At 60.9% G+C, this 20,532-nt stretch carries 18 protein-coding genes; 9 read left to right on the top strand and 9 right to left on the bottom strand.

Going from position 1 to position 20,532, the window contains the following annotated elements; all coding sequences use genetic code 11:
* Positions 1-66: 66 nt before the first annotated feature.
* Genes DZG07_RS17380 through DZG07_RS17365 form a run of 4 tightly spaced genes read right to left on the bottom strand, consistent with a single transcriptional unit; the run spans position 67 to position 4,893 of the window.
* Positions 67-537, bottom strand: coding sequence for a hypothetical protein (locus DZG07_RS17380; protein WP_119819052.1), 471 nt, complete (start codon positions 535-537; stop codon positions 67-69).
* 47 nt (positions 538-584) lie between these two features.
* Positions 585-2,687, bottom strand: a complete 2,103-nt coding sequence (locus DZG07_RS17375; protein WP_119819049.1) for an acetyl/propionyl/methylcrotonyl-CoA carboxylase subunit alpha — start codon at positions 2,685-2,687, stop codon at positions 585-587.
* Positions 2,688-2,713: 26 nt separating this feature from the next.
* A complete protein-coding gene (locus tag DZG07_RS17370; RefSeq protein ID WP_119819045.1) occupies positions 2,714-3,232 on the bottom strand; it encodes a DUF1993 domain-containing protein in 519 nt (172 codons plus the stop codon).
* Between the two features lie 53 nt (positions 3,233-3,285).
* Entirely contained in the window at positions 3,286-4,893 is a 1,608-nt protein-coding gene (locus DZG07_RS17365; protein WP_091913938.1) for a carboxyl transferase domain-containing protein, read from the bottom strand.
* Positions 4,894-5,132: 239 nt separating this feature from the next.
* Between DZG07_RS17365 and DZG07_RS17360 the strand changes: the two genes are divergently transcribed.
* On the top strand, positions 5,133-5,525 hold the full coding sequence (locus DZG07_RS17360; RefSeq protein ID WP_119819042.1) for a hypothetical protein: 393 nt from the start codon (positions 5,133-5,135) through the stop codon (positions 5,523-5,525).
* 17 nt (positions 5,526-5,542) lie between these two features.
* On the opposite strand, the gene DZG07_RS17355 is transcribed toward DZG07_RS17360, so the two are convergent.
* Together DZG07_RS17355 and DZG07_RS17350 are read right to left on the bottom strand one after the other, a co-directional pair.
* The gene (locus tag DZG07_RS17355; protein ID WP_119819039.1) at positions 5,543-6,706 is read right to left on the bottom strand and encodes an isovaleryl-CoA dehydrogenase; all 1,164 of its coding nucleotides are present in this window, start codon (positions 6,704-6,706) and stop codon (positions 5,543-5,545) included.
* Positions 6,687-7,316 (bottom strand): TetR/AcrR family transcriptional regulator, encoded by a 630-nt coding sequence (locus DZG07_RS17350; protein WP_119819036.1) that lies wholly within the window; start codon positions 7,314-7,316, stop codon positions 6,687-6,689. The genes DZG07_RS17355 and DZG07_RS17350 overlap by 20 nt, the downstream gene beginning before the upstream one ends.
* 358 nt (positions 7,317-7,674) lie before the next feature.
* Between DZG07_RS17350 and DZG07_RS17345 the strand changes: the two genes are divergently transcribed.
* The 7 genes from DZG07_RS17345 (at position 7,675) to DZG07_RS17315 (ending at position 14,089) form a co-directional block, all read left to right on the top strand.
* Entirely contained in the window at positions 7,675-8,757 is a 1,083-nt protein-coding gene (locus tag DZG07_RS17345) for an ABC transporter ATP-binding protein (protein WP_119819033.1), read from the top strand.
* Between the two features lie 8 nt (positions 8,758-8,765).
* Entirely contained in the window at positions 8,766-9,836 is a 1,071-nt protein-coding gene (locus DZG07_RS17340) for an ABC transporter ATP-binding protein (protein WP_119819030.1), read from the top strand.
* A 3-nt stretch (positions 9,837-9,839) separates the two neighbouring features.
* The gene (locus DZG07_RS17335) at positions 9,840-10,706 is read left to right on the top strand and encodes a sugar ABC transporter permease (protein WP_091913950.1); all 867 of its coding nucleotides are present in this window, start codon (positions 9,840-9,842) and stop codon (positions 10,704-10,706) included.
* Between the two features lies 1 nt (position 10,707).
* The gene (locus tag DZG07_RS17330; protein WP_119819027.1) at positions 10,708-11,637 is read left to right on the top strand and encodes a carbohydrate ABC transporter permease; all 930 of its coding nucleotides are present in this window, start codon (positions 10,708-10,710) and stop codon (positions 11,635-11,637) included.
* Positions 11,637-12,002, top strand: a complete 366-nt coding sequence (locus tag DZG07_RS17325) for a hypothetical protein (protein WP_119819024.1) — start codon at positions 11,637-11,639, stop codon at positions 12,000-12,002. Before DZG07_RS17330 ends, DZG07_RS17325 begins: the two co-directional genes overlap by 1 nt.
* On the top strand, positions 11,999-12,286 hold the full coding sequence (locus DZG07_RS17320; protein ID WP_119819021.1) for a DUF2160 domain-containing protein: 288 nt from the start codon (positions 11,999-12,001) through the stop codon (positions 12,284-12,286). Before DZG07_RS17325 ends, DZG07_RS17320 begins: the two co-directional genes overlap by 4 nt.
* A gap of 78 nt (positions 12,287-12,364) precedes the next feature.
* A complete protein-coding gene (locus tag DZG07_RS17315; RefSeq protein ID WP_091913958.1) occupies positions 12,365-14,089 on the top strand; it encodes an ABC transporter substrate-binding protein in 1,725 nt (574 codons plus the stop codon).
* A gap of 121 nt (positions 14,090-14,210) precedes the next feature.
* On the opposite strand, the gene DZG07_RS17310 is transcribed toward DZG07_RS17315, so the two are convergent.
* The 3 genes from DZG07_RS17310 to DZG07_RS17300 form a co-directional block, all read right to left on the bottom strand.
* Positions 14,211-15,323, bottom strand: coding sequence for a pyridoxal phosphate-dependent aminotransferase (locus DZG07_RS17310; protein ID WP_119819018.1), 1,113 nt, complete (start codon positions 15,321-15,323; stop codon positions 14,211-14,213).
* A 159-nt stretch (positions 15,324-15,482) separates the two neighbouring features.
* The gene (locus DZG07_RS17305; RefSeq protein ID WP_119819016.1) at positions 15,483-18,563 is read right to left on the bottom strand and encodes an efflux RND transporter permease subunit; all 3,081 of its coding nucleotides are present in this window, start codon (positions 18,561-18,563) and stop codon (positions 15,483-15,485) included.
* Entirely contained in the window at positions 18,560-19,774 is a 1,215-nt protein-coding gene (locus tag DZG07_RS17300) for an efflux RND transporter periplasmic adaptor subunit (protein ID WP_119819013.1), read from the bottom strand. The genes DZG07_RS17305 and DZG07_RS17300 overlap by 4 nt, the downstream gene beginning before the upstream one ends.
* Here DZG07_RS17300 and DZG07_RS17295 point away from each other — a divergent pair.
* Positions 19,755-20,483, top strand: coding sequence for a TetR/AcrR family transcriptional regulator (locus DZG07_RS17295; protein WP_348272905.1), 729 nt, complete (start codon positions 19,755-19,757; stop codon positions 20,481-20,483). The genes DZG07_RS17300 and DZG07_RS17295 overlap by 20 nt on opposite strands.
* The last annotated feature ends 49 nt before the right edge of the window (positions 20,484-20,532 follow it).

Genomic DNA, 20,532 nt, shown 5'->3' with positions numbered 1-20,532 from the left:
GATGGCCGGGCTTGTCCCGGCCATTTTCATTTGGAGCTTACGTAAGCTACGCGGCGGAAGAACGCCTTATGCTATTTCCGCCTGCCGATAATTATCAATTGAGCGAACAAATCTGGTGAGGAGAGTATCGACATTATCGATCATTTTCTTCTTGGCTGCCCTGTCGAGCATTTGTCTGAATCCATCAATCAAGACCGTCGAAAGGAAGGACTTTATGCGGCTGTGGTCGCCATCTCTGCTGACATCTAGCGGAACAAAAATATCTATTGTCGCGTCCCGATTCTTTGCAGAAACCCGTAAATTATCAGGTCCACTCTTTTCCCAATGCCACAAAGATCCGCTAACTCGTAAAATGAAATGAAATTCAATTGGATAGCTCTCTGACTCTTTTGAGAACTCGTCAGAAACGAAGATCTTTAGAAGTTTCCAGTGTGGCGCCAGAGTTGATGATGAGGTTTCATCTCCAGCCTGCATGCTTAGGCCAACTATTGATCTCGCAATTTTTTGCTTCTGCTCGTCAGTAAATTCTACAAGCATGATGCCTCGTTCTGATGCGGTCCATTCAGCGACTGATCGGGAAAGCTCTAAGCGCTCACCTCTTCCTGAAACCGCACCAGCACTGTTCCGTCCGTCACCTGCGAGCCTTCCTCTGCAATCTCTGCGATGACGCCGTCATGCGGGGCGGCGATGGTGTGCTCCATCTTCATGGCTTCCAGGATGAGCAGCGGCTGCCCCTTGATCACCGCATCGCCCTTCATCGCCCGGACTAGCTTGACCAGACCGGGCATCGGCGCGCGCATGGAACCGCTGCTGCCGGCATCCGCTGCGTGAGCGAAGGGATCGGGAACGACGAAGGTGAAGGCGTGACCGCCTTCGAACACGGTGACGTGGCCAGGCCAGCGAGTGAAATTGGAGACTTGGCGCTGCCCTTCATCCGACCCTTCGGGCCACCGACCGGGGCCTAGCCACGGGTCTCGACCCGTCCTTCGGACCCCCGTGAACGGGGAGAAGGAAGAGACGGCAACGTTGCGGCCAGCCTTCTTCTCCCCGTCACTATACGGGGAGAAGGTGCCGGCAGGCGGATGAGGGGCAGCGCTGTCGATCATAACTTCGAGCCGCCCATCCTGCTTCACGACAACACTCGCCGCGAACTCCTCCTCGCCAAACCGAAGCGTCGTCCGCCGCGCAATCGGATGAAAATGCGAATAACCGGCGAGCGCCGACCACGGATCGTCGGTCGGCTGCTGCTCGCCCATGCCGGATGCAGCGAATGCTGCCAGCGCGATCGTGCGTTCATTCGGCACGGCGGTTACCGTCAATGCCGCCTGCTTGCGATCGATCAACCCGGTATCGACATCGCCGCTGGCAAAATCCGCATCAGCAGCCAGCGCCGCGAGAAACGCGACATTGGTGACCGAGCCTGCAATTTCCGTCGCCTTCAGCGTCTCGCCCAGCGCATCGAGTGACGCTTTCCGGTCAGTGGCATGAACCACCAGTTTGGCGATCATCGGATCGTAGAAGGGCGAGATCGCATCGCCTTCGCGCACGCCGGTCTCGACGCGCATGGTGGCGCCTGCTGGAGCCGCGGCCGGGAAGCCGAGACGGTGCAGCGTGCCGATGGCCGGCAGAAATCCCTTCGCGGGGTCTTCGGCATAGATGCGCGCCTCGAAGGCATGGCCGTCGAGCTTGATCTCGGATTGAGTCTTCGGCAGCTTTTCGCCGGCCGCGACCCGCAACTGCCACTCGACCAGATCGACGCCGGTGATCATCTCCGTCACCGGATGCTCGACCTGCAGGCGCGTATTCATCTCCATGAACCAGAAGCGGTCGGGCTTCAGGCCTTGCGAGGCATCGACGATGAACTCGATCGTGCCGGCGCCCGAATAGCTTATGGCCTTCGCCGCCTTCACCGCCGCGTCGGTCATCGCCTTGCGCATCTCGGCGGTCATGCCGGGGGCAGGGGCCTCCTCGATGACTTTCTGGTGGCGGCGCTGGGCGGAACAGTCGCGCTCGAACAGATGCACGGCATGGCCGTGATTGTCGCCGAACACCTGCACCTCGATATGGCGCGGCTTGTCGACATATTTTTCCACCAGCACCCGGTCGTCGCCAAACGCCGCCTTGGCCTCGCGCCGCGCGCTTGAAAGTGCCTCGGGAAAATCCTCCGGACGCTCGACCTTGCGCATGCCCTTGCCGCCGCCACCGGCGCGCGCCTTGATCAAGACGGGATAGCCGATCTCGCGCGCCTTGGAGGCGAGAATGACGATTTCCTGCGCTTCGCCGTGATAGCCCGGAACGACCGGCACGCCGGCCTTTTCCATCAGCCGCTTGGCGGCGTCCTTCAGCCCCATGGCGCGGATCGACGCCGCTGAAGGGCCGATGAAGACGAGGCCGGCTTCAGTCACCTGATCGACGAAAGCCGGGTTCTCCGAAAGAAAGCCGTAGCCGGGGTGAATTGCCTCGGCACCGGTCGCCTTGGCGGCAGCGATGATCTTTTCGCCGCGCAGATAGCTTTCACCGACGGGCGAGGGGCCGATATGTACAGCCTCATCAGCCATGGCGACATGAAGCGATTTCGCGTCGGCGTCGGAATAGACCGCCACGGTGGCAATACCCATGCGCCGCGCCGTGCGGATGACCCGGCACGCGATCTCGCCGCGGTTGGCAATCAGGATTTTGGTGAACATGGCGGTTCCTCGGAGCCGGCGTCTCTCTACGAACGGGGGCTTGCGCCGGCAAGAAAGTCTGTCTTGCCGAGCGGGACGCCCTTGTGCCGAAGAATGGCGTAGGCCGTCGTTACGTGGAAATAGAAGTTCGGCAGCGCAAAGCCGAGAATGTAGCTCGTTCCGGTGAAGTTCAGCGTCCGTGGTCCGGCCTTGAAACTTACAGCGGAGGTCTCGCGGCCATCCATGCTGTCGGGTGCGACAGCACTCAGATAGTCGATCGTGGCCGCAATGCGGGCCTGAAGATCGGCAAGGGAAACCTCATTATCCGCCATCGGGCGCGGCTCGGTCTGGCCTACGCGTACTGCCACGAAACGGGCCGTGTCCGAAGCTCGCTGTATCTGGCCGGTCAGCGGCAGCATGTCGGGAAAGAGCCGGGCGGTGGTCAGCTCTTCTTCTGCTATTCCCTGCTCGGCGGCGTAAGCTTCGCCTTTATGCAGATTGTGCGACAGGTTCCTAAGCGCCGTGATGAAGACGGGTATCGAAATGTCGTAGAGAGAAAGGGACATGGTGTCTCGCGGTTTGGTTGATCGTGTTGCTACTGCGGCGCGTGAGTCTGTTGTCACATCCTGAACACGCCGAATTTCGTCTCCGCCACCGGCGCGTTCAGCGCAGCACTCAAGCTCAGCGCCAGCACCTCGCGCGATTTCGCCGGGTCGATGATGCCGTCGTCCCACAGGCGCGCCGACGAATAGAGCGGCTGGCCCTCATGCTCGTATTTCATCAGGATCGGCTTGCGGAATTTCGCTTCTTCCTCAGCGGTCCATTCGCCGCCCTTGCGCTCGATGCCCTCGCGCTTGACCATGGCAAGCACGGTTGCAGCCTGCTCGCCGCCCATCACCGATATGCGTGCGTTCGGCCACATCCACAGGAAGCGGGGCGAATAGGCGCGGCCGCACATGCCGTAGTTGCCGGCGCCGAACGAGCCGCCGATGATCATCGTCACTTTCGGCACCTGCGCGGTGGCTACCGCCGTCACCAGCTTGGCGCCGTCCTTGGCGATGCCGCCGGCCTCGTATTTGCGACCGACCATGAAGCCGGTGATGTTCTGCAGGAAGATCAGTGGAATCTTGCGCTGGCAGCACAGTTCGATGAAATGCGCGCCCTTGAGTGCGCTTTCCGAAAACAGCACGCCATTGTTGGCGATGATGCCGACGGGCATGCCGTAAAGATGGGCAAAGCCGGTGACCAGCGTCGTGCCGTAGTTCTGCTTGAACTCGTCGAACTCCGAGCCATCAACGATGCGGGCGATGACCTCGCGCACGTCATAGGGCTGTCGGATATCGGCGGGAATGACGCCGTAGATCTCATGCGGATCGTGAAGCGGTTGAATCGGTTTCTGTAAGTTCAGGCTTACGCTCTTGTTCCGATTCAGGTTTTTGACAATGCGCCGTGTGATCGCCAGCGCGTGCTCGTCATCCATGGCGTAGTGGTCGGCCACGCCCGACTGGCGCGTGTGGACCTCTGCGCCGCCAAGGTCTTCGGCGCTCACATCCTCGCCGGTGGCAGCCTTCACCAGCGGCGGCCCGCCGAGAAAGATGGTGGCCTGGTTGCGCACCATGATCGTCTCGTCCGACATCGCCGGCACGTAAGCGCCGCCCGCCGTGCATGAGCCCATGACGCAGGCGATCTGCGGAATGCCGGCCGCCGACATATTGGCCTGGTTATAAAAGATGCGGCCGAAATGGTCGCGGTCGGGAAACACCTCGTCCTGGTTGGGCAGGTTGGCGCCGCCGCTGTCGACCAGATAGACGCAAGGCAGATTGTTCTGCATGGCAATTTCCTGCGCCCGCAGATGCTTCTTCACAGTGATCGGATAATAGGTGCCGCCCTTCACGGTGGCGTCGTTGACGACGATCATCACCTCGCGGCCTTCGATCCGACCAATGCCGGCGATCATGCCTGCGGCGGAGATATCGCCGTCATACATGTTCCACGCGGCGAACTGGCCGACTTCCAGAAAGGGCGAGCCGGGATCGACAAGCTGGGCAAGCCGCTGGCGCGGCAGCAGCTTCCCACGCGAGACATGGCGCTCCCGCGCTTCCTGCGAGCCGCCCAGCTCGACGGTTGCCGCCTTCTCGGCAATGTCGGCCACAAGCTCCCGCATGCGCCCGGCATTGGTTTTGAAGGCGTCGGAGGCGGGGGAGATAGAAGAGGTTAGGGCGGGCATGAAGACCTGCTTTATGAAAAATCTTGATCAGGCAAGGGAAAGCGTGTAGATGCCCGCTCCCCGCCCAGGCGGATCGTATCGTATCCTCGAGGAGATGACCAATGAGACGCATCCATATGCGCCCTCTGAAAAGTCTCCCTTCGGCAGAGGCCTAGAGCCGCCGAAGGCGGCATTTCTGCACCCTGAATATCTCGAAACTTGAGAGGAACGCGCCGCGCGTAAGCGGTGTGGCGATCACCATGTATGTGCGGTTCGTGACGCCGCTCATCCATCCGGCGAGCCGGGTGGAGGCCGGCTTTTTTCAGGCGTCCTGGTACCTTTACCGGAACGGCTGTCCTTATTGGATTCTGGACGAACTGGAACATCAGTTCGATTGGTTCAGCTTGCACTTGCCGGTACCAAAGCAAATTGGCCGGCATTTCAAGCGGCGCAATTCGATCTGGGGTATTTGCTGGTTCGATCCGGATGCCGCGGAGGCGATCAGCCGGGCGCGTTATTGCGCATGGCTGATCGAGGAGGGGGGCTTGCCTGTTCGCAGCATCCGAACCGCTGGCGAGCGCGAGCTTCTCTGGAAGGATTCGCACCAGATCGTCTCCAAGCCCACTGTGGATTTGCCGAAGGCCTTCCAGTGATTTGGCGGGGAGCGTTGTCACACGCCCTCCGCCATAATCTCCCGCCCGATCAGCCACCGTCGAATCTCGCTGGTGCCGGCGCCGATCTCGTAAAGCTTGGCGTCGCGCAGCAGGCGGCCGGTTGGATAGTCGTTGATGTAGCCGTTGCCGCCAAGCAGTTGCAGCGCGTCGAGCGCCATCAGCGTCGCCTTTTCGGCAGCGAAGAGCACGCAGCCGGCAGCATCCTTGCGGGTCGTCTGGCCGCGGTCGCAGGCCGAGGCGACAGCATAGACGTAAGCCTTGGCGGCATTCATGTTGGCGTACATGTCGGCAAGTTTGCCCTGAACGAGCTGGAAATCGCCGATGGCCTGTCCGAACTGGCGCCTGGTCTGTACGTAAGGCACGGCAACATCCAGACATGCGGCCATCAGGCCGAGGGGGCCGCCGGCGAGCACGGTTCGTTCATAGTCCAGCCCCGACATTAGCACCTCGACGCCGCGTCCTTCCTGTCCGAGCACGTTGTCGAAAGGCACGTCGACATCCTCGAAGACGAGTTCGCCGGTATTGGAGCCGCGCATGCCCAGCTTGTCCAGCTTCTGAGCAACGGAAAAACCCTTCATCTTGCTTTCGATGATGAAGGCTGTGATGCCGCGCGAGCCCATTGTCGGTTCGGTCTTGGCATAGACCACCAGCGTATCGGCATCCGGTCCATTGGTGATCCACATCTTGTTGCCGTTGAGTACGAAGCGGTCGTTGCGCTTTTCGGCGCGCAGACGCATCGACACGACATCTGAACCCGCACCCGGTTCCGACATGGCCAACGCGCCGATATTCTCGCCCGAGCAGAGCGCAGGCAGGTATTTCTCCTTCTGCGCTGCGGTCCCCCAGCGGTTGATCTGGTTGACGCAGAGATTGGAATGCGCGCCATAGGACAGGCCGACCGAGGCGGATGCGCGGGAAATCTCCTCCATGGCTACGACATGCGCGAGATAGCCCATGCCGGTGCCGCCGAAACCCGGGTCGGCGGTCATGCCGAGGAGGCCGAGCGCACCCATTTCTGCCCACAGATGCGCGGGAAATTCGTTGTTGCGGTCGATCTCGGCGGCGATCGGCGCGATGCGGTCCTGCGCGAAGCGGCGCACCATGTCGCGCAGCGCATCGATGTCCTCGCCGTGCCCGAAATCAAGCGTGTGCGTGTACATGGGCGTTCTCCCTGGCGTTTTCCGCGCCTGTCAGGCGCATTGTCATTGCGAGATAGGTCTCGGCTACTTCTTCCACTGAAAGCCGCTCGTCCGGGCGGAACCAGACGATGACCCCGGTGATCATCTGGATGATGGCGATCGCGGTCAGTCCGGAGTCGTCGATCACGAAGGTCCCGGCCTCCGCGCCGTCGCGCAGGATCTGGCGCAATTCCTTCTCATAGGCGGTGCGCAGGCGCAGAATCTGGGTGAGATTATCGCGCGAAAGGGCGCGCAGTTCCATGTTGGAGACATGGGTGGCGTGCCGGCGCGCGACATGGAAATGGATATGGTTGCGCACGAACGCGTTAAGGCGCGCGCGCGGATCGGCCTTGGCCGGGCGCGCCGCCTCCCACGTCGCAAGCAACCCATCCATATGCTCGCGCATCAGTGTGAAGAGCAGGTCTTGCTTAGTCGGAAAATAGCGGTAGAGCGCAGCGGCCTGCACGCCGACTTCGGCTGCAAGCTGGCGCATGGAAACCGCCTCGTAGCCAAAGCGGGCCATGAGGCTGATCGACGCCTCGCGGATTGCAGCTTCCGTCCTGCCGCCATCGGAACCAATCGTACGCGCCATAGCGTTTTCCAGCTTGATGAAGTGATAATAAAACGAACGTTCAATTAATTCAAGGGGCGTGATGCATTGAAGTAGGCTTCATTTCCGACCGAAGCTGATTCGACCTGATCACGCAGCGTCAGCTTCTCGGGCGCTCGTGAATGGTCGTCCCGGCGTCTGCGTTCTCATATTTCCGGCTTGTTTTCAGCCAGCCGGCGCGTCTCCAGCGCGCCGGTGGGATAGCAATACGCTGCGTCAACTGAACCGATATGCAATTCATTTGAGCCATTAACGAAACAAAAGCGAAAACGAATTGCAAAATGTTCGAAGATCAAACATGATCGAAAAATGGCCTGCCGCAGGGAGGAGCGTGGCGACTATGCTTGAACTCAAAGGGGTAACGAAGGTTGTCGGCGCCGACACGCATATCGATGCGGTCGACCTGACGCTTCATCACGCCTCCCTCAACGTTCTTCTCGGGCCGACGCTTTCGGGCAAGACCAGCCTGATGCGGCTGATGGCGGGTCTCGACGTGCCGACCTCGGGCTCGGTCTGGTTCGATGGCGTGAACGTGACCGGCGTGCCGGTGCAGAAACGCCGGATCGCCATGGTATACCAGCAGTTCATCAATTATCCCGCGATGACCGTCTATGAGAACATCGCCTCGCCGTTGCGGGTCGCCGGCGTCGATAGCGCCAAGATCGACAAGGAGGTTCGCCGTGCGGCTGAGCTTCTCAAACTCGCACCTTATCTTGACCGCACGCCGCTCAACCTGTCCGGCGGCCAGCAACAACGTACAGCACTTGCGCGCGCCATCGTGAAAAATGCCGGGCTGGTTCTGCTCGACGAGCCGCTCGCCAATCTCGATTACAAGCTGCGCGAGGAATTGCGCGCCGAACTGCCCAGGATATTCGCCGAGTCCGGAGCGATCTTCGTCTATGCGACGACGGAACCTTCCGAAGCGCTGCTTCTCGGCGGCAATACGGCGACGCTGTCGCAAGGCAGGGTGACGCAGTTGGGCCCGACCATCGACGTGTTCCGCCGGCCGCGCGACCTGGTGACGGCCAGAACCTTTTCCGACCCGCCGCTCAACACGATCGTGCTGCGCAAGAGCGGAGGGAGCTTCCTGCTCGATGGTGGCGTCAACCTGCCCGTGCCGTCAGAGCTAAAGGGCATTGCCGACGCCACCTACACGGTCGGCTTCCAGCCGCACCATCTGTATCTGGCGCGTCCGAACGGCGAAGCGGTGTCGGTGACGGCCAAGGTGAAGGTGACGGAGGTGACCGGCTCGGAAAGCTTCGTCCATCTCGACTTCGCCGACGTCCATTGGGTGATGCTGGCGCATGGCATCCAGGTGTTCGATCCGGACCAGACGATCGAGGTCTTCATCGATCCGCGGCATTTGATGGTGTTCGACGAGGCGGGCCGTTCTGCCGAAATCGTTCAGGCGCAGGCGGCGTAGGGGGGATCATGGCAAGCATCGAACTCGACCATATCCGCCACGCCTACGCAGGGCCCTCGAAAGCAGCCACCGTCTACGCGCTGAAGGATATCCACTACACATTCGAGGATGGCGGTGCTTACGCGCTGCTCGGGCCGTCCGGTTGCGGCAAAACGACGTTGCTCAACATCATCTCCGGGCTGCTGCACCCGTCGCACGGCCGCCTGCGTTTCGACGGTCGCGACGTCACCGAACTGTCGACGCAGGAGCGCAACATCGCGCAGGTGTTCCAGTTCCCGGTCATCTACGACACGATGACGGTCTACGATAATCTCGCCTTTCCGCTGCGCAACCGAGGCGTCACCGAGAGCGAAGTCGACAAGAAGGTTCGCGAGACGCTGAAGATGATCGATCTGGCGGATTGGGCGAATCGCAAGGCACGCGGCCTGACCGCCGACCAGAAGCAGAAGATTTCGCTCGGCCGCGGCCTCGTGCGCTCCGACGTCAACGCCATCCTGTTCGACGAGCCGCTGACGGTCATCGACCCGCATATGAAATGGGTGCTGCGCTCGCAGCTGAAGCAGCTTCACCAGCGCTTCGGCTACACCGAAATCTATGTGACGCACGACCAGACCGAAGCTCTGACCTTCGCGCAAAAGGTTGTGGTGATGTTCGAGGGCGAGATCGTCCAGATCGGCACGCCGGCGGAATTGTTCGAGCGGCCACGGCATACATTCGTCGGCTATTTCATCGGCTCGCCAGGTATGAATCTCTTGCCGGTCGATATCCAGGGCAAGAATGCGCGGCTTGGCAGCCAGTCGATCGCGCTGCCCGGCGCACCGAAGACGGCCGGGGAGAGCAAGGTCGAACTCGGCATCAGGCCGGAATATGTGCGGCTGGGCCGCGAGGGAATGCCTATCTCGGTCACCAAGGTCGAGGACATCGGCCGCCACAAGATCGTGCGCGCCGAACTGGAAGGGCGCGGCATCGCTGCGATCCTCGGCGAGGATGACGACATTCCGGCCGAACCCAAGGTCCGCTTCGACCCGGCAGGGATAAACATCTACGCCGATTCCTGGCGCGTCGAGATGGGAGCGTAACCCATGGAAAAGACCTTGAACAACAAGGCCTGGTTCCTGGTGCTGCCTGTGTTGGTGCTTGTGGCATTCTCCGCGGTCATCCCCTTGATGACGGTCGTGAACTATTCCGTGCAGGACACCTTCGGCAACAACCAGTTCTTCTGGGCCGGAACCGAATGGTTCCAGGAGTTGCTGTCATCGAGCCGGTTCTGGGCCGCGATTGGCCGCAACCTGGTATTTTCCGGCATCATCCTGGCGATCGAGGTGCCGCTGGGCATCCTCATTGCGCTGAACATGCCGAGGAAGGGCTGGGGCGTGCCGGTCTGCCTCGTGCTGATGGCGCTGCCGCTGCTGATCCCTTGGAACGTCGTCGGCACCATCTGGCAGGTGTTCGGGCGCGGCGATATCGGCTTGCTCGGCTATTATCTCAACCGGATCGGTATCGACTACAACTACGTGCGCGACCCGTTCGATGCCTGGGTCACCGTCATTGTCATGGATGTCTGGCACTGGACGAGCCTCGTCGTGCTGCTCTGCTATGCCGGTCTGGTCTCGATCCCCGACGCCTTTTACCAGGCGGCAAAGATCGATGGCGCATCGCGTTGGGCCGTGTTCCGCTACATCCAGTTGCCCAAGATGCAGCGTGTGCTTCTGATCGCGGTTCTGCTGCGCTTCATGGATAGTTTCATGATTTACACCGAGCCCTTTGTCGTGACCGGCGGCGGGCCTGGCAACTCCACGACCTTCCTGTCGATCGACCTGGTCAAGATGGCGCTTGGCCAGTTCGACCTCGGACCGGCGGCGGCAATGTCGCTTGTCTACTTCCTGATCATCCTGCTGCTGTCATGGGTGTTCTACACAGTCATGACCAACTACGACGCGGGGCGCTGAGATGACGGGCGTGAACGAACGGACGACCAGTGCGCGGGAAGGTGCGGTCAGCGACAGCGGGGCGGCAGGCGGGCTTTCAAGCAACCTGTCGAAACAGGAGATCGAGCGGCGCATGCGCCGGCGGGGCGAGGAGTCGCGCTGGTGGTGGATCGTGCCGACGCTCTACATCATCTTCCTGCTGCTGCCGATCTACTGGCTCATCAATATGAGCTTCAAGACCAACACCGAGATCGTGTCGTCGCTGACGCTCTATCCGCATGAGCCGACGCTGCGGAACTACCGCATCATCTTCACCGATTCAGCCTGGTACTCCGGCTACATCAACTCGATCATCTATGTGGTCATGAACATGGTGATTTCGGTCGCGGTGGCTCTGCCTGCGGCATACGCCTTCTCGCGCTACCGCTTTCTCGGCGACAAGCACCTGTTCTTCTGGCTGCTCACCAATCGCATGGCGCCGCCGGCGGTGTTTGCGCTGCCGTTCTTCCAGCTCTATTCGGCATTCGGGCTGATCGACACCCACATCGCGGTGGCACTTGCGCATTGCCTGTTCAACGTGCCGCTGGCGGTGTGGATCCTCGAAGGCTTCATGTCGGGCGTGCCGAAGGAGATCGACGAGACCGCCTATATCGACGGCTATTCCTTCCCGCGCTTCTTCGTGAAGATCTTCATGCCGCTGATTGCCAGCGGCATCGGCGTCGCCTGCTTCTTCTGCTTCATGTTCTCATGGGTGGAACTGCTAATCGCCCGCACGCTGACGACGACCGACGCCAAGCCGATCGCCGCGACCATGACGCGAACGGTCTCGGCCTCCGGCATGGACTGGGGACTGCTTGCCGCCGCCGGCGTGCTGACGCTGATCCCCGGCGCTCTCGTCATCTGGTTCGTCCGCAACTACATCGCCAAGGGCTTTGCCCTGGGGAGGGTGTGATGGACGCCATGAAGCCAAACCAAACATCGATTGAGGTGAGCGAGTTGAAAGCGCTGGCCAACCGGCTTTTTGAAACGCTCGAGCAGGCCGGCATCGACCGCATTCCGGTGACGCAAAATCGGTATTGGACAGTCTTTGTCTCGGAAGCTTTCGGGTCGGCTGAGCCACCGGAGCCAACCATGAGCGATGTTCTGGACGACCTGGCCGATCTGAGGTCGGAGGTCATGCAAGAAGACCCGGAAACGACGCTTGTCGCCTGGCATGCTTTCGAGCACCTGTCCGGATTGATGAAGTTCGTCGCTCGCGCCGATCTAGATGGCAACTTGACCTCGGTTTTGGCCAAGACATCGGAGCCTCGCCCATGAACATCGACTTCTCATGGATGGCATGGACCTGGCCGACCGCCGCCTTCTTCGCAACGATCTTCCTGATGCTCGTCGGCATGGGCGTCTGGGAATATGTTTCGCCCGGCGGCAATCCGCGCATCGGCATCCTGCGCTTCGAGACGACGCGCGGCGATCGCCTCTTCGTTTCGCTGCTTGGCAGCGCTTTCATTCATATCGCATGGCTGGGTCTCGTCGGACCCAATCTGTGGTGGGCTCTCGCTCTCTCCGTAGTCTACGCCGTGGGGGTGTTTCGCTACGTATAGAGGGGGAAACAGTCGGAACGGCCGGGTGCAGGTGGCCGCTCCAGGAAGTTTGAAAACCTGTTTTTGTGGAGGAAACACATGCGACGGCACTTACTGACTTCTACGACCGCCATTGTCCTCTTGTTCGGCGCAGGCAATGCCTATGCCGGCATGGACGAGGCCAAGACCTTCCTGGACAAGGAAATCGGCGATCTCTCGTCGCTTCCGCGTGCCGATCAGGAAAAGGAAATGCAGTGGTTCATCGATGCCGCCAAGCCTTTTGCCGGCATGGAAATCAAGGTCGTCTCCGAAGCCATCACCACGCACCAGTATGAATCGGATGTGCTGGCGCCTGCATTCACCGCGATCACCGGCATCAAGGTGACTCACGATATCATCCAGGAGGGTGACGTCGTCGAAAAGATCCAGACCCAGATGCAGACCGGCCAGAACCTCTATGACGGCTGGGTCAACGACTCCGACCTGATCGGCACCCACTGGCGCTATCAGCAGGTGCGCAACCTGACCGACTTCATGGCCAATGAAGGCAAGGACGTCACCAATCCCGGCCTCGACCTCGCCGATTTCATTGGCACGTCCTTCACCACAGCACCTGACAAGAAGCTCTACCAGCTTCCCGACCAGCAGTTCGCCAACCTCTACTGGTTCCGCTACGACTGGTTCAACGACGAGAAGAACAAGGCCGACTTCAAGGCCAAATATGGCTACGACCTCGGCGTTCCCGTCAACTGGTCGGCCTATGAGGACATCGCCGAATTCTTCACCGGCCGTGACGTCGACGGCAAGAAGGTCTTCGGCCACATGGACTACGGCAAGAAGGACCCGTCGCTTGGCTGGCGGTTCACCGACGCCTGGCTGTCCATGGCCGGCAATGGCGACAAGGGCATTCCGAACGGCCTGCCGGTCGACGAATGGGGCATCAAGGTCGATGAAAACTCGCGCCCGGTCGGCTCCTGCGTTGCGCGCGGCGGCGACACCAACGGCCCGGCCGCTGTCTATTCGATCCAGAAATATCTCGACTGGCTGAAGGCCTACGCACCGGCCGAAGCCCAGGGCATGACCTTCTCCGAATCCGGCCCCGTGCCGGCGCAGGGAAACATCGCACAGCAGATATTCTGGTACACCGCCTTCACCGCCGACATGGTCAAGCCCGGCCTGCCGGTGATGAACGAGGACGGCACGCCGAAATGGCGCATGGCTCCGAGCCCGCATGGCGTCTACTGGAAGGACGGCATGAAACTCGGCTACCAGGACGTGGGTTCCTGGACGCTGATGAAGTCGACGCCTGACGATCGCGCCAAGGCCGCATGGCTCTATGCGCAGTTCGTGACCTCCAAGACCGTGGACGTGAAGAAGAGCCATGTTGGCCTCACCTTCATCCGCGAGAGCACCATCCAGGACAAGAGCTTCACCGAACGGGCTCCGCAACTCGGCGGCCTGATCGAGTTCTACCGTTCGCCGGCGCGCGTCCAGTGGTCGCCGACGGGCACCAACGTGCCGGACTATCCGAAGCTGGCACAGCTCTGGTGGCAAGCGATCGGCGATGCGGCATCAGGCGCAAAGACGGCGCAGGAAGCCATGGACTCGCTCTGCGGCGAGCAGGAAAAGGTGATGGAGCGCCTCGAACGCGCCGGCGTTCAGGGCGATATCGGACCCAAGATGGCCGAAGAGCACGATCTCGACTTCTGGAACAAGGATGCCGTTTCCAAGGGCAACCTCGCGCCGCAGCTCAAGATCGAGAACGAAAAGGAAAAGCCCCAGACCATCAACTACGACGAACTGGTCAAGAGCTGGCAGAAGTAAGCTCCAACGCTCACGCCTCCCTCTCCCCGTTCTTCACGGGGAGAGGGTAAGGGTGAGGGGCTGTCTACACTTGGATATGAAACGAGGCGGCTTCGGCCGCCTTTATTTTTGCTGCGAACGCTTACCCGGCCCGTGCCGCCGCCAAGGCCTTCGGCAGTTCTTCCGCGAAGACATCAAGTTCATGATCCAAACCGACGCTGACCCGGATGCAGCGGTTCAGCACAGGCGCCATCGGCTTGCGGATGAAGACGTCGCGGGCGAGCAGATTCTGCATCACCTTCAGGGCAAAATCGGCATCGGCCTTGCAATCGATGGTCACGAAATTGGTGGCGGACGCTATCGGCTCTAGCCCGTTGTCGCGGGCGATGGCGGAAATGCGGTCGCGTCCTGCTGCGACTTTGTTTGCGACAGTCTTGAGATAATCCTGATCGGCAAGGGCTGCCACGCCGGCGATCTGGGCCATGCGGCTGACGCCGTAGTGGTCGCGGATCTTTTCGAAGTCGGCGATGGTTTCTTCTTCGCCGACGGCGTAGCCGCAGCGCAGGCCGGCAAGGCCGTAGGCCTTGGAGAAGGTGCGCATCCTCAGCACATTGGGGCGCGACACGTCGATCGGCGGTAGTGCCGAGGCCGGGCCGGTCTCGCCATAGGCTTCGTCGAGAATGAGCATGGTCGTCTCGGGCAATGCCGCGATGAAGCGCTCGATCTCGGTCGCTTCCCACCAGGTTCCCATGGGGTTGTCGGGGTTGGAGAGGTAGACCATCGGCGCCTTTTCGCGCCGCACGGCTGCCAGCAGGCCGTCGAGGCTCTCCCGGTCGTCCTCGTAAGGCACGGTCACCAGACGTCCGCCACTGGCCGCGACATGGAAGTTGAAGGTCGGGTAGGCGCCGAGCGAGGTGACGACGGCATCGCCCGCCGAGATATAGAGCCGCACCACGATGTTGAGCAGGCCGTCTATGCCCTGGCCGACGACGACATTCTTCAGCTCGACGCCGAGATGCTTTGCCAGCGCGACCTTCAAATCGTGATTGTCGGGATCGCAATACATCCACATGCCGGGCGCGGCTTCGTCCATGGCGGCAATGACGCTGGGCGCAGGGCCGAAGCTGCTTTCATTGGCGCCGATGCGGGCGCGGAAACTGCGCCCGCTGGCTCGCTGCTGCGCCTCCGGGCCGACGAACGGAACCGTCGAGGGCAGGGCGGCGATAAGCGGGGTTAGCGGCGGGCGTTTCGGCATGGCGATACTCTTGGATTGCGGGCGTCATTCGAGCAATTCCAGGAAAAGTGTGTAGCGGTTTTCCGTCCGGAGTTGCGTCTAAAAAGATATTTGCCGCCACATAGCAAAAATCCGCGGACTTGCCGCGGATTTTTTGTTGGGCCTGTCTTTGCCGAACGATCAGGCGTGAGGCACGGGTTCGGCGTTGGGGGTGTGTTCCAGGCCATCGCGGTGAACGACGTCCTTCGCCGACAGGAAGGTGTAGAACATCGGCACCACGAACAGGGTGAAGGTCGTGCCGATCAGGATGCCCGAGAAGATCACCAGGCCCATGGAGTAACGTGCGGCGGCACCTGCGCCTGCGGCGAGGATGAGCGGCACGACGCCGAGCGCCATGGCGGCCGTGGTCATCAGGATCGGGCGCAGGCGCACCTTGGCCGAGGCGATGATCGCCGCGCTCCGCGACAGCCCATGCTCTTCCCGCTGCTGGTTGGCGAACTCCACCAGCAGGATGCCGTGCTTGGTGATCAGGCCGATCAGCGTGATCAGGCCGACCTGCGTGTAGATATTCAGCGTACCAAGCCCGAGATTGAGCGGGATGATGGCGCCGAAGATCGACAGCGGCACCGACATCATGATGATCAGCGGGTCGCGGAAGCTTTCGAACTGTGCTGCCAGAACCAGATAGATCACGACGACGGCCAGCGCGAAGGCGATGATGATCGTGCTGCCTTGCTCCTTCTCGAGACGGGACTGGCCCGAATAGTCGGTGAAAAAGCCCGTCGGCAGCAGCGGCCGGGCGATGTCCTCGATCGTCTGCAAGCCGGTGCCAGTCGTCACGCCCGGCACCGGAAGCGCCGAAATCGTCGCCGAGTTCAACTGGTTGAACTGATCGATCGACGACGGTGAGGCGTTCGTCGTGATCTTCACGACAGCCGAAAGCGGCACCATCTCGCCGGACACACTGCGAATGTAGAACTCGCCGAGCTTTTCGGGGTTGTTGCGGTACTTGTCCGGCACCTGCGGAATGATGTCGTAGCTGTTGGAGTCGCGGTCGAACTGGGCGACCTTGGCCCCACCGACAAGCAGGCCGAGCGTCGTGCCGATATCGCTGATCGGCACGTTGAGGGCAGCCGCGCGGTCACGATCGACGGTGACTGTCACCTGCGGCGCATCGAAATTCAGTGAATTCTGGACGACGATGAAGCGGCCGGAGGCTTGCGCCTTCTGCTTGATCTGCTCGGCGATCTCGTAGACCTGGCTCGGGTCGCCGGTCGACTGGATCACCATCGAGATCGGCAAGCCACCGCCCGCGCCGGGAAGGGACGGTGGCGCGAAGACGAGCGCTTCGACGCCGGCCACCTTCTTCAGGCGGTTCTGGATATCGGTCTTGATCTCGTTCTGTGACCGGTCACGATCGGCCCAATCCTTCAGGCCCCAGATCGAGAATGCGCTGTTCGTAGCCCCACCAAGACCGACGATCGAGAAGTTCACCCGAACTTCAGGCAGGTCCTTGGTCAGATCGCGTATCTGGTCGGTATAAAGGCTGGTGTAATCCGTCGTCGCGTAGCGGGGCGCCGTGACAAGCGAGAACAGCGCGCCGGAATCTTCCTCAGGCGCCAGCTCGCTGGAGGTCTTCATGAACATGAAACCAGTAACGCTGACCAGCGCGATGACGATCATCAAGGTCACCGGACGGTATTTCAGCGAACCGGAGACCAGCCGCTCATAGCGGTTGGCGATGTTGTCGAAGGTTCTATCGACCCAGTCCTGGAATTTGCCATGGCCTGGTTTCAGGATGCGCGCCGCCATCATCGGCGTGATGGTGACTGCGACGAAACCGGAAATGACCACAGCACCCGCGAGCGTTACGGCGAATTCGCGAAACAGCGAGCCGGTCAGACCGCCAGTGAAGGCCAGCGGCGCGAACACGGCGGCAAGCGTGATGGTCATGGCGACCACCGGCGAGAAAATCTCGCGCATGCCTTTGAATGCCGACTGCATCGGCGTCAGGCCTTCTTCCATGTGGCGGTGGATATTTTCCACCACGACGATGGCGTCGTCGACGACAAGGCCGATGGCGAGAACCATGGCCAGAAGCGAAAGGAGATTGATGGAATAGCCCATCGCCAGAAGGATGGCGCACACGCCGATCAGCGAGAGCGGGATCGTGACCACCGGCATCAGCACCGAGCGGAACGAGCCGAGGAAGAGCAGGATGACAACGATGACGATAGCGACGGCTTCGCCGATCGTCTTGAACACTTCCTCGATCGAGGCGCTGATGGTCTGCGTCGCATCATAGACCATCGTGATGGTCATGCCCTGCGGCAGGCTCTCCTGAAGCGCCGGCAGTTCCTTGACCACGGCTGCTGCCGTGTCCAGCGGATTTGCCGCCGGCGTCGGGAATATGCCGATGAAAGTGCCGGGCTTGCCGTCGAAATTGACGACGGTGTCGGTGCTTTCCGCGCCGAGTTCCACGTCCGCAACATCGCGTAGCCGCACCACGCTTTCGCTGTCGGAACGCAGGGGCAGGGCGCCGAAGGCCTCCGGCGTTTGCAGCGTCGACTTCATGGTGATCGAATAGGCGACGTATTCGTTCTTGGTCTTGCCGGGGGCGGCAAGGAAGTTCGAGGAATTGATCGCGCTCAGTACTTCTGCCGCCGTCAGGCCGCGCGCGGCAAGCTTGATCGGGTCGATCCACACGCGCATCGAATAGTTTGCAGCACCCAGAACCTGAACTTCGGCGACGCCCTGGATGGTCGACACGCGTGGGCGGATGACGCGTTCGATATATTCGGTAAGCTGCTCCGACGTCATGTTGGGGTTCTGCAGCGCCAGATACATGATCGCAAACTGCTGGCCCGTTCCCTTGACGATCGTCGGGTCTTCTGCGGCCGTCGGAAGCTGGCTCTTGACCTGCTGCACCTTGGACATGACCTCGGTGAGCGCAACGTCTGGGTTTGAGCCGAGCTTCATCTGCACGGTCACGACGCTGGCCGAAGGGCGGCTCTGCGACGTGACGTAGTCGATGTTTTCCGTCGTCGAGACGGCGGAAGCGATCGGCGCGGTGATGAAGCCCTGGATGAGATCGGCGCTGGCGCCCGCGTAAGGCGTCGTGATGGTGATCACGGTCTCCTCGACCTCAGGATACTCGCGCACCGAAAGGTTGAAGATGCCCTGGAAGCCAAGCAGCAGGATCATGAAGGCAACCACCGTCGACAGGACGGGGCGGCGGATGAAGATGTCTGAGAAGCTCATTTTGCGGCCGGCTGGGGTTGCGCCGGATTGGCGGGGTTGATCGTATTGTCGATCGTCACGGGTGTGCCGTTGGAAAGACGGTTCTGGCCGGCAGTAACGATCTGGTCGCCGGCGGCGATGCCGTCGAGAATCTCGACGACGCCATTGGAGCGGCGGCCGGTCTTGACGAAGACCTGATGGGCTTCAAGCGCCGGTTCGCCCGCGGTCTCTGCTGCAGGCTTGGCCGCATCAGGCACCGGCTTGTCGTCAGCCTTTGCCGGGGTTGCAGGCTTTTCGGCCTCAGCCGGCGCATCCGCCTTCTTCGCAGGCCGGATGACATAGACATAGTCGCCGTAAAGGCTCGCGATTACCGATGTCTGCGCAATCGCCAGAACGGCCTTTTCCTCAGGCAGAACGACCTGAGCCTGAATGAACTGGCCGGGGCTGAGCTTGCCTTCGGGATTGGTGATCTCGGCGCGGACGGCGACGAGGCGCGAAGTCGGGTCGACCTTCGGCTCGATGCCGGTGATCGTGCCTTTGAAAGGCATATCATCCGAATTGACGCCAAACTTGACCGGCTCGCCGATCTTCAAAAGGTCCAGCTGCTGCTCGGGGATCGAAAAATCCGCACGCATGGTCTGAAGATCCTGAATCGTCGCAACGATCGTTCCCGGCGCGAGATACTGTCCGATATCGATCTTGGGGATGCCCATCGTGCCGGCAAACGGCGCCCGCAATTGCTTCTGGTCGACCACTGCCTGAAGCTTGGCAACCTGCGAGGCAGAGGCCTCGGCCGCGGCGCGGGCGGAATCGACATTGACGTCCGTGCCGACACCGCGCTTCTGCAATTCGGCGGCGCGATTGAGCGTCACCTTGTCGAGGGCTGCCTGTGTCTTGCCAGCGGCAAGATCGGCCTGCTGGACGGCGTCGTCGAGCTGGATCAGGACCGCGCCGGCCTTGGTCTGCTCGTTAGCCTTGAACAGGATTTCCTTGACGATGCCTGCAGCTTCCACAGTCAGGTCCACGCCCTGCGCGGCGTTGACCGTGCCGATGGCCTCTATGCCGGGCATCCAGTCGATCGGCTCCACCGTCGAGGAGGAAACGGTGACCTTCGCAACCGGCATGTTGGCGAAAAATTGCTGGATGGCATTGTCGCGGAACATGTTGAAACCGACGATGCCGCCGCAAACCAGAACAAGAAGAATGAACGCAATGATGAAGCGCTTGATCATGGATGGCACCGGGCGTGAGATGAGCGTGACGTTTACAAATTTCCGTTCAACCAACGCGCTAAACCAAAACGCGAAGTTTGAAAACTGCGGGGTTGCTTACTGTACCGTCTGGACGGTATTGTCAATTGCGTTATATGGACCCTCCGAGAGGATTTCCAAGATGACGAACGGCAAAATGAATTCCCGACAAAAGATATTGGCTGCGGCCGCCGAACTGGCCGGCGAAGTAGGCCCCGGCCACCTGTCGTTGGACGCCGTTGCGCAGCGTGCGGGGGTCTCAAAAGGCGGACTTCTCTACAATTTTCCGAGCAAGGCCAAGCTGCTCGAAGCTTTGGTGGAGCAGCATCTGAGCGAGTTCAATACCGCCCTGGAGGCGAAGGAAAAGCAGTGGGAGGGGAGGCCCAATAGCCTGGGTTCTGCCTATCTTGAACTTTTCGTGACCGACCTGGAGCAGCGCCAGCCGCCGCCATCTGGCTTGCTCGCGGCAATGGCTGAGGATCCCGGTTTCCTGATGCCGATAAAGCGCTTCAATCGCACGTTGCTCGACCGGCTCAAGGCAGGCTCAAAAAACGAAAACAGCGCGCTGATCCTGTTTCTTGCGCTCGAAGGCATGCGCAGCCAGCGCCTTTTCGATGTCGACATCTTGTCGACCGCCGAACGAGACGCGGTGATTGCATCGCTGGGGGCGGCGTTGGAGAAGGGCGATTAATATGGGGGTGAGGCTGACACTGCATGCCCGAACACACGAATACGGCGGG

Source organism: Mesorhizobium sp. DCY119 (assembly GCF_003590645.1).
Taxonomy (GTDB): Bacteria; Pseudomonadota; Alphaproteobacteria; order Rhizobiales; family Rhizobiaceae; genus Mesorhizobium_M.
The sequence above is the reverse complement of the archived record's forward strand: the minus strand, read 5'-3'. Positions and strand labels throughout refer to the sequence as shown.